Genomic DNA, 13,074 nt, shown 5'->3' with positions numbered 1-13,074 from the left:
ACCGCAACGCGATGCTCAAGAACATCGTGGGCGAAGGCGGCGGGCTCATCAACACGATCTGCACGCCGTCGCAGGTGGGTTGCACGCAGGAAGGCGCGCCGACCTACAAGTACGATCCCGCGCAGGCCAAGAAGCTGCTGGCCGAAGCCGGCTACCCGAATGGCTTTGACATCGACATCGTCGCGTACCGCGAACGCAACCAGACCGAAGCCATCATCAACTACCTGCAGGCTGTCGGCATCCGCGCCAAGCTGAATTTCCTGCAGTACGCCGCAATGCGCGACATGATCCGCGCGAACAAGGCGTCGCTCACGCACCAGACGTGGGGCTCGAACCTGGTGAACGACGTGTCGGCGTCCACGCCGGTGTACTTCGCCTTCGGCAGCGACGACATCACGCGCGACCCGAAGGTGCGCGACCTCCTGAAAAAGGGCGATACCACCATCGAACCCGGGCCGCGCAAGGCGGCCTACAAGGAGGCGCTGGACATCATCGCGGAAAAGGCCTACGCCGTTCCCCTGTGGACGCTGCCCGCCTACTACGTCGCCACCAAGGACGTGAACTTCAAGCCCTACTCGGACGAGCTGGTGCGCTTCTGGGACATGAGCTGGAAGTAAGGCGCGGTCCGCGCCGGGCCGGTCTCGCGGCCGCCCGGCGCTGCTGAACAAAGAGGAAGTCCTATGCTTTATTTCACGCTGAGGCGCCTGGGCCTGGCGGCGCTGGTGGCGCTGACCGTGTCGATCCTGGCGTTCCTGCTGCTGCATCTGTCGGGCGACCCGGCGCTGGCGTTGGCCGGCGAAGGCGCGCGGCAGGCCGACATCGACATGATCCGCAAGACCTACGGGCTGGACCGCCCGATCATCGTCCAGTACGCCGACTGGCTCTGGCACATTCTGCAGGGCGACTTCGGCACCTCGGTGTACTTCAAGACCGAGGCCGGACCGCTGATCCTGTCCAAGCTGGCGACCACGTTGAAGCTGGGCATGGCGGCGCTGGCATTTGCGCTGTTCATCTCGATCCCGCTGGGCGTGCTGGCCGCGCTGTACAAGGGCAGCCTGATCGACCGCGTCTGTCTGGCGATCGCCGTGCTGGGCCAGGCGCTGCCGAACTTCTTCTTCGCGCTAATCCTGATCATGCTGTTCTCGATATCCCTGCGCATCCTGCCGGTGTCGGGCAGCGGCACGTGGCAGCACTTCGTCATGCCCGCCATCGCGCTGGGTTACTACGTCGCGCCCGCGTTCATGCGTCTGATCCGCGCCGGCATGATCGAGGTGCTGGGCGCCGACTACATCCGCACCGCGCGGGCCAAGGGGCTGCCGGCCCGAAAGGTCATCTTCAAGCACGCCCTGCGCAACGCCATCGTCCCGGTGGTCGCGCTGGCCGCCGTGCAGCTGGGCTACCTGCTGGGCGGCTCGGTGGTCATCGAGACCATCTTCGCGCTGGACGGCCTGGGGTATCTGGCCTACCAAAGCATCACGTACAAGGACTATCCGGTCATGCAGCTGATCGTGCTGCTGCTGTCGGTGCTGTACGTGCTGCTGACGCTTGCCGCCGACGTGGCCAACGCGTGGCTCGATCCGCGCATCCGGGTGTCCTGACATGAACACGCCTACGCTCACACCCACCACCCCCGCCGCGGCCCCGCTGGAACTGTCCGCGTCGACGCTGCGCTGGCGCCGCCTGCGGCGCAACAAGGCGCTGCTGGCCGGCGGCGGCATCCTCTTCGTCATCGTGCTGATTGCGCTGCTGGCGCCGTGGATCTCACCGCACGATCCCTATTTCCAAGACCTCGCCAACCGCACCGTCCCGCCTGTCTGGTACGAGAAAGGCACCTGGCTGCATCCGCTGGGCACCGATCAGCTGGGGCGCGACTACCTGTCGCGCCTGTTCTACGGCGCGCGCATCTCGCTGCTGATCGGCATCAGCGTCGCGCTCATCTCGGGCCTTATCGGCACGGCGATGGGCATGGCGGCCGGCTACTTTGGCGGCAAGGTCGACATGGCCGTGTCGTTTCTCATCACCACCCGGCTGTCCATGCCGGTGATCCTGGTGGCGCTGGCCACCGTGGCCATCGTCGGCGGCTCGCTGTGGGTGGTGATCCTGGTGCTGGGTCTGCTCAAGTGGGACCGCTACGCCGTCGTGATGCGCAGCGCCACCCAGCAGGTGCGATCGCTGGAATACGTGGCCGCGGCGCAGGCCGCCGGCGCCAGCACGTGGCGCATCGTCTGGGGCGAGGTCCTGCCCAACGTCGTGCCGCAGCTCATCGTGATCGCCACGCTGGAAGCCGCCAGCGCGATCCTGCTGGAAGCCTCGCTGTCCTTCCTGGGCCTGGGCGTGCAGCCACCGCTGCCGTCTTGGGGCTTGATGATCTCCGAGGCCAAGGCCTACATGTTCTTCTCGTTCTGGCTGATCGCCATTCCCGGATCGGCGCTGGCGCTGCTGATCTTCGCGATCAACCTGGCCGGCGACGGACTGCATCAACTCCTGACGCCTGAAGAGAGGGCCTGAGCATGAACGGCACCGATATCGTCCTGGACGTCCAGGGCCTGACCGTCGACATCGCCACGCCGCGCGGCCCGCTGCACGCGGTGCGCGACGTGTCCTTCCAGGTCAAGCGCGGCGAAACGTTGTGCCTCGTGGGGGAATCGGGCTGCGGCAAGTCCATGACCTCGCTGGCCATCATGGGTCTCTTGCCCAAGGCCGCCCGGCGCAGCACGCGCCGGCTGGCCGTTCTGGGCGAGGATCTTTCAAAGGCGCGCGGGCGGCGCGTCAACGCGCTGCGCGGCAGCAAGATGGCAATGATCTTTCAAGAGCCCATGACGGCGCTCAACCCCGCCTACGCCATTGGCGAACAGCTCACCGAACACTACATCCATCACTGCAAGGCGAGCAGCCAGCAGGCGCGAGACCGCGCAGTGGAACTGCTGGAAAAGGTCGGCATCGCGTCGGCCGGCCAGCGGCTGGGGCAGTATCCGCATCAGTTGTCCGGCGGACTGCGTCAGCGCGTGATGATTGCGATGGCGCTCATGTGCGGTCCCGAACTGCTGATCGCCGACGAGCCCAGCACCGCGCTGGACGTCACGATCCAGGCGCAGATCCTGCGGCTGCTGGCCGACTTGCAGGCCGAATTGGGCATCGCCATGGTGCTGATCACGCACGATCTGGGCGTCGTCGCGCGCATTGCGCAGCAGGTGGCGGTGATGTATGCGGGGCAGATCGTCGAGGAAGGCCCTGTCGCCGGCATCTTTGCGACGCCCCACCACCCTTACACGCAAGGGCTGCTGGGCTGTATCCCAGTACCCGGCCGCACGGCGCCGGGCGAGGCGCTGGGCACCATTCCCGGTGTCGTGCCTTCACTGGTCGGCGACTTGCGCGGCTGCGCCTTCGCCGACCGCTGCCGCTACGCGCAGCCGCAATGCCGGCAGGCCGTCCCCGTCCACGGCCAGGCGACTGGCCAGCAATGGCGCTGCATCCTCAGCGCCGAAGGAGTGCCGGCATGAGCGCGCTGCTGCAAGCCGATGGCGTCAGCCGCCAATTCACCGTGCGCGCCGGGATGTTCCGCCCTCGGTCCACGCTGCACGCGGTCAATGGCGTGGACCTGGCGGTTGACCGGGGCGCGGTGCTGGGCATCGTGGGCGAGTCCGGCTGCGGCAAGTCCACGCTGGCGCGCATGCTGCTGGGGCTGACGCCGCCGACCGAAGGCGCCATCCGCCTCGACGGCCAGGACATCCGGCAGATGGACCGGCGCGCGCTCGCCCGGCGCGTGCAGCCCATCTTCCAGGACCCGTACTCGTCGCTGAATCCGCGCCGCTCCATCGCTTCCATCGTGTCGCTGCCGCTGGAGGTGCACGGCATTCCCAATCCCAAGATGCACAAGGCGATCGACATGCTGGAGCGCGTCGGCCTGCCGCCGCGGCTGGCCCACAACACGCCCGGGCAGTTGTCCGGCGGCCAGCGCCAGCGCGTCGCCATTGCGCGTGCGCTGGTCATGCAGCCCGAGCTCGTCATCTGCGACGAACCCACCTCCGCGCTGGACGTGTCGGTGCAGGCGCAGATCATGAACCTGCTGATGGACCTGCGCCGCGACTTCAATCTGACGTATGTGTTCATCAGCCACAACCTGGCGGTGGTCGAGCACATCGCCACGCACGTGGCGGTGATGTACCTGGGCCGCGTGGTGGAATCCGCGCCCACCGCCCGCCTCTTTCACGACCCGCGCCATCCGTACACGCAGGCGCTGCTGGCATCCGTGCTGACGCCCGAACCCGGGCTGGGCATTCCCGACATGGGGCTGGGCCTGTCGTTTCCCGACCCGCTGCACCCGCCGTCCGGCTGCCCGTTTCACCCGCGCTGCCAGCACGCGATGGCGCAATGCAAGACCGAACGGCCCGCATTGACCGTGCGGGAAGGCGCGCTGGTCGCGTGTCACCTCTATCCGCCCGTCCCCTCGACTTCCAATGGAGCCACCCAGCCATGACCCGCGCACAAGCCATCGCCCAGGCGGAACAATGCTTTGATTCCGGCGCCTTCCGCGCCCTGTTGGCGCGCCGCCTGGCGCTGCCCACGGAAAGCCAGAACCCCGAACGCGCCGCCGTGCTGGCGGATTACCTTGAGGCCGAGATCCGCCCGGCGTTTGAGGCGCTGGGCTTCAACTGCCGCACGCTCACGCATCCGAAGGCGCTGGCGCCGTTCCTCTACGCCGAGAGGATCGAGGACCCTGCCCTGCCCACGGTGCTGGGCTACGGCCACGGCGATGTCATCCGAGGCCTGGAACGCGAATGGAAGGAAGGCCTGTCGCCGTGGTCGCTGACCGAGGCCGAAGGCCGCTGGTACGGCCGCGGCATCGCCGACAACAAGGGCCAGCACACCATCAACATGGAGGCGCTGCGGCTGGTGCTGGAAACGCGCGGCAAGCTGGGCTTCAATGCCAAATACCTGATCGAGATGGGCGAGGAAACCGGCTCGATGGGCCTGCGCGAACTGTGCACCGAGCATCGCGACCTGCTGGCCGCCGACCTGCTGATCGCCTCGGACGGCCCGCGCCTGAGCGCCAACCGTCCCACCATCTTCCTGGGCGCGCGCGGCAGCCTGAACTTCGACCTCACGATCGAGGCGCGCGCCGGCGGCCATCATTCGGGCAATTGGGGCGGACTGATCTCCAACCCGGGGCTGCAACTGGCCCACGCCATCGCCAGCATTGCCTCGCCCGTGGGCCAGATCCGCATTCCGGAATGGGTGCCGAAAGAACTGCCAGCGGCCGTGCGGCGCGCGCTGGCCGACTGCCAGGTCGACGGCGGCACGGACGGCCCCGAGATCGAACCCGATTGGGGCGAGCCCGGGCTGTCGCCCGCCGAGCGCGTATTTGGCTGGTGTTCGTTCGAGGTGCTGGCCTATAAAACCGGCAACCCCGACACGCCCGTCAACGCCATCCCGCCGCGCGCATGGGCGCGCTGCCAGTTGCGCTTCGTGGTGGGCGTGGACCCTGACGATCTGATTCCCGCGCTGCGCCGCCACCTGGACAGCAACGGCTTTCCGATGGTGCAGATCTCGCTGACGCGCGAATCCATGTTCCGCGCGACCCGCATCGACCCGGACGACGCCTGGGTGCGCTGGGCCGTGGACTCGCTGGAACGCACCTCGGGCGAAAAGACCGCGCTGCTGCCCAACCTGGGCGGCTCGCTGCCCAACGACATCTTCACGGACGTGCTGGGCCTGCGCACGATCTGGGTGCCCCACTCGTACCCCGGCTGCTCGCAGCACGCGCCCAACGAGCACCTGCCGCCGGAACTGCTGCGGCAGGCGCTCGGATTGATGACCGGGCTGTATTGGGACCTGGGCGCGGGCGGCACGCCGGAGATCAGAAGTCCCAGATGACCGGCACCCAGCGGAACGCGTCGCCGTCCACGGCCACGCGGCCCACCGACGGGAACGGCAGGTGCGCCGCCACGAGCAGGCCCTTGTTCTCCGCCAGCTCGCGGAACAGGGCCACGCGCACGCGCGCCGACTCCTCGGGGTCGTGCTCGAAGCCGTTGTGCCATTCCGGATGGTCGAAGGCTACGGGGAACATGGCATCGCCCGCGAACATCAGGCGTTCGCCGCCCGAGATCAGGTCCACGACACAGTGGCCGGGCGTGTGCCCGCCCGTCAGGCGCACGATCACGCCGGGCGCCACTTCCTTGCGATCCTCGAAGACCTGGATCTGGTCGCGATACGTCTCGTAGAAGCTGGTCGCCGTCGAGCGCAGCACCGCCGGCACCGGCTTGGGCATGACCGTCTGCGAAAAATCGGGCGAGGTCCAGAACGCGACTTCAGTCGCATTGACGTGGATGCGCACGTCCTTGCGCAGGCGCTCCTTCACGCCGGGGACCAGCAGGCCGCCCACGTGGTCCATGTGCATGTGCGTGATGATGACGTCCGTCACCGACTCCAGCGGAATGCCGGCCGATTGCAGGCGCTGCGGAAACTGGCCCGCGCGCGGAAAGCCCGAGAACTGGCCGCCCAGTCCCGCGTCGATGAGGATCGTCTGGTCGCCGCTGCGCGCGACCATCACGTTCAGCGGCCAGTCGAAGGCGTCCGGCGGCATGAACATGTGGTCGAGCCAGTTGGCCAGATCGGCCGGGTCGGCGTTGGTGGCCATCGTCGACGTGGGCAGCGGCAGCACGCCGTCGCTGACGACCAGCGCATCGATGTCGCCCACCTGCACGGCGTAGCGGGACGGGACCAGATCGATGGCCTGGTGGGTAATGGGGTCCAAAGTGTCTGCGGTAAACATGGCGGAATCTCCTTGATGGCCGGATGGGCCGGCCGGTAACCGGCGCCCTCGCGCCGGGTGGTTGCGTGGCGGCGGGCGCGTCAGCCGCGCAGGAAGGCCAGCAGATCGGCGTTGATGCGGTCCTGCATGGTGGCCGTCAGGCCATGCGGCGCGCCCGGGTAGTAGATCGCCTGCGCGTTTTTCACCAGGCGCACGGCCTTCTTGGCCGAATCGTGGATCGGCACGATCTGGTCGTCTTCGCCGTGCATGAACAGCGTGGGCACGTCGATCTTCTTCAGGTCTTCGGTGAAGTCCGTCTCCGAGAACGCCTTGACGCACTCGTAGGCGTTCTTCTGGCCGCTCTGCATGCTCCACAGCCAGAACTGGTCCAGCTGGCCCTGCGACACCTTCGAACCCGGGCGATTGGCGCCGTAGAACGGCACGGCCAGATCCTTGTAGAACTGCGAGCGATCGCCCGCCACGCCGTCGCGGATGCCGTCGAACACCGACAGCGGCAGGCCTTCCGGATTGGCGGACGACTTCAACATCACCGGCGGCACCGCCCCGATCAGCACAGCGCGCGACACGCGCTTCGTGCCGTGGCGGCCGATGTAGCGCGCCACTTCGCCGCCGCCGGTAGAGTGGCCCACCATCGCGATGTTCTTCACATCCAGCGCCTCGATCAACTGCGCCAGATCGTCGGCGTAGGTGTCCATGTCGTTGCCGTTGGACGGCTGCGAAGAACGCCCATGGCCGCGCCGGTCATGCGCAATCACGCGAAAGCCGTTGCGCGCCAGGAAGTGCAGCTGCCCATCCCACGCATCCGCATTGAGCGGCCAGCCGTGCGAGAACGTGACGACAGGGCCGGCGCCCCAGTCCTTGTAGTACAGCGTCGTGCCGTCTTTGGTGACGAAGGTGTTGCTGCTCATGGGAGTGCTCCGTGGGAGTTGGGGATTGCGCTGCGGGGCTGCTTGTGCGCCGATGGCAAAGGCGCTGCCAGCCAGAAGCGCGCTGCCGGCAAGCAGCGTGCGCCGGGCGGCGTTATACGAGTCGTTCATGGGGATCCTCAAGGTCGGAAGAGACAGTGAGGGCATCGTAGGACTGCGCCCGCGAGCGCGGTAGACACGGCGCGGGAAGCACGATGTTGTGCGATGCGCACCAATGCGGCCGCTGCATTGCACATGCGGCCCTGCACCAGGTGTCTGACACCGGTGCGATCAACTAGGTGTCTGACACCCCGGGCGCGGCAGCCACATCTTGGCGGCCGGCTCGTAGGGGTGTCAGACACCGGCCAACAGAAAGCGCGATATCAACTCAGGTGTCTGACACCCCTAAAAGATGCCCGCGGCGATTACCCGCCGTCCCCAGGGTGTCTGACACCGGCCAATCGAAAGCGCTTTCAACTCCGCTCAGAAGCAAACGCCGAATCCCGATACGCCACGGCGATCATCGCCGTCAGCACGAAGGTCATGGCGACGCACGCCACCGCGCCCAACACGCCCTGCAGCGCCTGCACGCCCACGTAGTCATACATCAGCGCAAGCAAATCGTTGGCGGCATGCGCGCCCAGGACCAGCAACACAAGAAACCCCAGCATCAACGGCCAGCGCGGATAACGCATCGCGGCGCGCACGGCTCCAAAGCCATATTCACCTGCCAGCACGGCGCGCGGCAGGCTCACGCTGTAGACAGCCAGCCCATACAGCACCGGCACCCACACCACCACCAGCAACGCGATCAGCACGCCGTAGAACAGCGGTTCATTGGCCCCGCCCATCAGCATGTACAGCACATACGGCAGATCGCCGGTGGCGCGGGCAAGCGCCATGACGGCAATGGTCAGCCCGCCCAGCAGCACCAGATGCCGGGCCTCCGGGCTGCCGCCACGCGGCGCAGCCGCATGCGCGGTCTCGCCAAGCAGGATGACCCGATGCCAGGCGTAAGTGGTGCGCGCGAAGGCGATCAGGCAGACAAGCGCCAGCACAAGGATCAGCCAATCCACAAGCCCATACAGCCGGGACGTCATCAGCGCGAACGGCAACGTCAGAATGAACACCGCCAACGACCATGGCGCGGCGGCCAGCATGGCGCGGCCGTGCTGCCTGATGACGCCGACGGTCGCGGCGATGAAACGACCTGCTCCGGGTTTGCTGGACACGAGACTCCCTTGCTCAGAAATGATGGTGCTCGTTTATACCGCACGCGGCTTGTTCACCCGATCTCATGTCGCGTATCTCGGTTACCCTTGCGGACCTTTTCTCAATGCCGAGTTTTCATGAAGTCGCTTCCCATCGCCGTCGCTGCCTTTGCCACCGCAATGCTGCCCCCGCTGGCCCACGCCGCGTACACACCCACCGAGATCGAACAGGCCGTGCTCGAATACGGCATCCGCGAAGAACATGATGCGCTGCTCCGGGCCGATTGGCGCCTGCTGGGCCGGATGATGGACATATCGCGTGTGGACCCCGCGGACATCTCGGATATGTACGCCAAGGGTCCGACGGACAAGGCGCCGGCCGTGATCGAAGAGCCCTTCGTGTTCAAGGCAACGATCGACGCGGCGGCGGTGAAGGCCGGCGTCGTGACGTTCCCCGGCACCCGCGGCGCCACGGTCCGCGCCACGCTGCCCGCAAACGCCAAACCCGCAGACGACCTGATGCTGACCTGCGCCAAGCTGGCCTTCGCCGATGGCGTCGCCACGTTCTCGCAGTGTCAGAACTGGACGCCCGTCGCCGAGAAGACCGTTGCGGACTTTCGCGCCGACATCGCCGAATTTCTGCAAGGCAAGCCCGCGAAAAAGTACGTGGCCAAGTTCGTGATCGACTACTTCGTCGTGGCGGGCGACATGCCGGCCAAGGCCGGCTGCCCCGACGACCGCAAGGCCTGCGACCAGGCGATCCGCAAGACCAACATGACGCGCGCCGGCTACGCGGCCGTAACGGAACGCCTGAACGCGGCAGGCGTGCAGACGGGGCGCTAAGCCCCGCTCCTCAACTGCGCGCGGGTTCCGCGCGCGTGGGGTCGGCTTCGGCCTCCGCTTCGGCCTCCGCCCGAGCCTCCAGCTCATTGCCCAGCACCTCGGCCGAATCCTCGTTGCTGGCTTCCGGCTTCAGGCGGCGGCGCGTATGGCCCGCGGCGCGCGCGCTGTCGCCCTCGTCCGCACGCTCGGCCTGCACGTGCACGTTGGCCGCAGGCGCGTAGCCGCGCTTGTCCTGCCCGAAGTACACCACGGTGTGCGGGTACGGCAGCTCGATGCCCGCAGCGTCGAAATGCTTCTTGAGCAGGCGGTTGTAGCCGCGCTGCACCGCCCACTGCATGCCCGGCGTGGTCTTGATCAGGATGCGGATGGTCACGCCCTTGTCGTTGACCGCCGTGACGCCCGCCACCGTCATGTCTTCCAGGATCTCCGGCCCAAGCACCGAATCGGTCATCAGCTCGGCAAACGCCGCGCGCAGATGCTCGATGGCGTCGTCCACGCTTTCGCGGTGCGCGATCGTGTACTCGCCCAGGTGATACGAGAAGTCGCGCATGTGGTTGGCCACCACGTCCACCGACGAGAACGGCACCAGATGGTAGCCGCCGTCCAGCGTGCGGATGCCGACCGAGCGGATGGTCATCTTCTCGACCGTGCCGAACACGCCCGCCACCTGCACCACGTCGTTCTCGTTCATCCCGTTTTCAAGCTGGATGAAAACGCCGGTGATGATGTCCTGCACCAGCTTCTGCGCACCAAAACCGATGGCCAGACCGACGACACCGGCGCCGGCTATCAGCGGGCCGACGTCGATGCCGATCTGCGACAGCAGCACCATCAGCGTCATCGTCACGATGACGATCAGCGCGGCATTGCGGAACAGCGCCAGCAGCGTGCGCTCGCGCGCGCTGGGCATACCGCGTTCTTCGCTCTGGCTCAGACGATGCTCGATGATGCTGGCGATGACGGTCCAGGCCAGCATCGCGATCATCAGCACGATGACGATGTTCAGCACCACCTTGATCGCGGCGGCGCCGGCGTCCGACGCCAGCCAGCGCGACAGGTCGAAGGCCTGCCACGCGTCCAGGATCAGCAGCACGATGACGATGCGGATGATCCAGCCGACCACCTTCAGCGTGGCCGGCACATAGGCATTGACGCGCGCCTCCAGCAGCGGCAGCCGCCGCCGCAGGTCGTCCGACAGGCGGATCGGTTTGGCCAGCACCGCATTCAGCAACAGGATCAGCAGGCTGCCCACGCCGATAACCAGCAGCGTTTGCGCCGTGGCGCGGGCCATGAACGGCAACGCGTCGGTCGGATCGACCTGGCTGACAACGAGCAGGATCGTGAAGTAGAGGATGCCCAGCACGTGCCAGATGCGCGACAGCAGCCGCAGCCGCGATCCCATGAACGTAGCCGCGCCGGCTGCGCGGCGGTCCAGGCGATCGCGCACGGCCTGGCGGTTGTGCCAGATGACGCGCACGGCGTAGACGTACACCGCCAGCATGATGAGCATCGTGGCCAGCCGGCCCAGCGCCGGCGACAACGCCGCCGCCATCACGGGGCCGACCACGAGCGTGCCGTAACCCGCCGCCGCCACGATGCGCACCAGCCACGCGTTCCAGTACTTGGCCAGTTCGTCCGACATCGGCAAGAGGCGCAGATGCGGATGGCGCACCGCGAACACCGTGCGGATCAGCACCTTCACGATTTCCACCGCCACGAACGCCTGCAGGAACAGCGAGGCCAGTCCATCCAGCGTGCCGCGCCCCGGCGTGCTCCACAATGCCGCCGCGCCGCCCGCCATGGCGGCCAGCAATACGACCGCAACGTCGATCGCCAGCGCGCCAACAATGGCGCCCGCGCGGCGCGTCAGCACCTTCATCGACGCCGGCCTGCCACGCACGGGCGCCGCGCCGGTTTCGCAACCGTGCTCGGCCACCCAATGGTCGATCCGCGTGTAGATCCGCATGGCGATCATGCGAAGCAGGATGAAAGCGATGATGGTCGCCGCGGCGGCCAGCACCAGCGGCAGCAACGCGCTGCGGGCCTCGCCGCTGTCCATGCGCAGGTTCTGGCCGGAGGCCAGCGCGCGCATGTCATCGACGCCCTGCCCCATGTCGGCAGCCACCCCGGTCAGAAAACGCTGAACGCCGTTGGCCATGCGCTCGCGCAACGTCGGCTCGGCGGACGTTGCGGGCGTCTGCTTCGCCGTTGCGGTACCGGCTGGCGTGGCGCCAGCGGGGGCCGCTTTGTCTCCGGCCGCCTGTGCACGAAGCTGGTCGATCAAGGCTTGGCGCGCTTGGGGATTGTCCAGCAGATCGGCCAGTGCGGCGGGGGTCAGCGCCGAGGCCGCGGGGGCCGGCTCGGCTGCCGCGGCCGGGGTCAGCAGGGGAAACGCCGCCATGGCCGGGGCGTGCCAGAGGATCGATAAGCAACTCAGCATCGCCGCCAGCAGCCAAGCCGCCAGCCAGGGCCTTTCCCGTCTGCGCTGCCAGGAGACGGCGGCATGATGGCGGGATGGAAGGGATCGGGATGCTGTCGTTGCGGATCGAACCACTAATAAATCTCCTGTGCGATCAGGGCATGGACGCCATAGGTAAAAAAGAAGCCGGCGACTGCGAGGGACCCGGCTTGGGTGAAGGGCACATGATAAAGCCCCTGGTCCGTCCCCTTTAGCGGTGGCCTGCTCTTATCGCTGGAAGCAATAAACAAGCGGCGATTAATTCGTTGGTCCGGACGGCTTAAATGATTAGAGTCCAACGCCGCCATGCCCGCGCCGCATTCCGATAGGCGCGCGCCTAACCAAGAGTCCGCTACATGACCACCCCATTCCAAGCTGCACGCCGCAACACCCTGCTCGCCCTTGCTCTGGCCGTCGCCGGCATGGGCGCCGCGCAGGCCGATCAACGCGTCATCCGCATCGTCGTTCCCTATGGCACCGGGGCGGTCCAAGACACCATCGCGCGCGCGATCGGCGACGAACTGGGCCGCGCGCTGGACGCCTCCATCGTGATCGAAAACCGCGCCGGCGCCGGCGGCACCGTGGGCACCGCCCAGGTCGCCCGCGCCAAGCCCGACGGCAACACCCTGGTGCTTGCCGCCGCCAGCCACAACATTGCCGGGTATCTGTACAAAAATCTGAGCTACGACCCCTACAAGGACTTCACGGGCGTCGCCTACATCGGCAACACCGGCTACATCATCCTCGCGTCCGCCTCGCTGAACGCCAAGAACACCGCCGAATTCATCCAGGCCGTCAAGGCCAAGCCCGGCGGCTACGATTACGCATCCGCCGGCAACGGCAGCGCCTCGCACCTGGGCATGGCGTCGTTCCTGACCGCCGCCG

12 protein-coding genes are annotated in these 13,074 nt (G+C 67.1%); 8 read left to right on the top strand and 4 right to left on the bottom strand.

Going from position 1 to position 13,074, the window contains the following annotated elements; all coding sequences use genetic code 11:
• From RT697_RS25205 to RT697_RS25180, 6 genes are all read left to right on the top strand, one after another.
• The coding region (locus tag RT697_RS25205; RefSeq protein ID WP_313702397.1) for an ABC transporter substrate-binding protein at positions 1-617 on the top strand (617 nt) is incomplete at its 5' end.
• 63 nt (positions 618-680) lie between these two features.
• Complete coding sequence (locus tag RT697_RS25200; RefSeq protein ID WP_056560526.1) at positions 681-1,598, top strand: ABC transporter permease; 918 nt, start codon at positions 681-683, stop codon at positions 1,596-1,598.
• A 1-nt stretch (position 1,599) separates the two neighbouring features.
• Positions 1,600-2,508 carry an ABC transporter permease gene (locus tag RT697_RS25195; protein ID WP_313702396.1) on the top strand — a complete coding sequence of 303 codons (909 nt, stop codon included), beginning with the start codon at positions 1,600-1,602 and terminating at the stop codon, positions 2,506-2,508.
• 2 nt (positions 2,509-2,510) lie between these two features.
• On the top strand, positions 2,511-3,500 hold the full coding sequence (locus tag RT697_RS25190; RefSeq protein WP_312431112.1) for an ABC transporter ATP-binding protein: 990 nt from the start codon (positions 2,511-2,513) through the stop codon (positions 3,498-3,500).
• On the top strand, positions 3,497-4,477 hold the full coding sequence (locus RT697_RS25185) for an ABC transporter ATP-binding protein (RefSeq protein WP_105238663.1): 981 nt from the start codon (positions 3,497-3,499) through the stop codon (positions 4,475-4,477). The genes RT697_RS25190 and RT697_RS25185 overlap by 4 nt, the downstream gene beginning before the upstream one ends.
• A complete protein-coding gene (locus tag RT697_RS25180) occupies positions 4,474-5,874 on the top strand; it encodes a M20 family metallopeptidase (RefSeq protein ID WP_313702395.1) in 1,401 nt (466 codons plus the stop codon). The genes RT697_RS25185 and RT697_RS25180 overlap by 4 nt, the downstream gene beginning before the upstream one ends.
• Here the strand turns inward: RT697_RS25180 and RT697_RS25175 are convergent.
• The 3 genes from RT697_RS25175 to RT697_RS25165 all read right to left on the bottom strand — a co-directional run bounded on the left by RT697_RS25175 (position 5,858) and on the right by RT697_RS25165 (position 8,909).
• Complete coding sequence (locus tag RT697_RS25175; protein WP_313702394.1) at positions 5,858-6,772, bottom strand: MBL fold metallo-hydrolase; 915 nt, start codon at positions 6,770-6,772, stop codon at positions 5,858-5,860. The two genes, RT697_RS25180 and RT697_RS25175, sit on opposite strands and share 17 nt — an antisense overlap.
• Before the next feature lie 80 nt (positions 6,773-6,852).
• Entirely contained in the window at positions 6,853-7,809 is a 957-nt protein-coding gene (locus RT697_RS25170; protein WP_313702393.1) for an alpha/beta hydrolase, read from the bottom strand.
• A 341-nt stretch (positions 7,810-8,150) separates the two neighbouring features.
• Positions 8,151-8,909, bottom strand: coding sequence for a hypothetical protein (locus RT697_RS25165; RefSeq protein ID WP_313702392.1), 759 nt, complete (start codon positions 8,907-8,909; stop codon positions 8,151-8,153).
• Between the two features lie 117 nt (positions 8,910-9,026).
• Between RT697_RS25165 and RT697_RS25160 the strand changes: the two genes are divergently transcribed.
• The gene (locus RT697_RS25160) at positions 9,027-9,731 is read left to right on the top strand and encodes a hypothetical protein (RefSeq protein WP_313702391.1); all 705 of its coding nucleotides are present in this window, start codon (positions 9,027-9,029) and stop codon (positions 9,729-9,731) included.
• Between the two features lie 10 nt (positions 9,732-9,741).
• Here RT697_RS25160 and RT697_RS25155 read toward each other — a convergent pair whose 3' ends face one another.
• Positions 9,742-12,171: a mechanosensitive ion channel domain-containing protein gene (locus RT697_RS25155; RefSeq protein WP_313702390.1), complete on the bottom strand. Its 2,430-nt coding sequence runs from the start codon at positions 12,169-12,171 to the stop codon at positions 9,742-9,744.
• A gap of 374 nt (positions 12,172-12,545) precedes the next feature.
• Between RT697_RS25155 and RT697_RS25150 the strand changes: the two genes are divergently transcribed.
• Positions 12,546-13,074, top strand: a 529-nt coding sequence (locus RT697_RS25150) for a tripartite tricarboxylate transporter substrate-binding protein (RefSeq protein WP_313702389.1), incomplete at its 3' end; no start/stop codon positions are given.

Source organism: Achromobacter sp. (assembly GCF_032113835.1).
Classification (GTDB): Bacteria; Pseudomonadota; Gammaproteobacteria; order Burkholderiales; family Burkholderiaceae_B; genus Achromobacter.
This window is presented reverse-complemented; position numbering and strand designations above follow the sequence as displayed.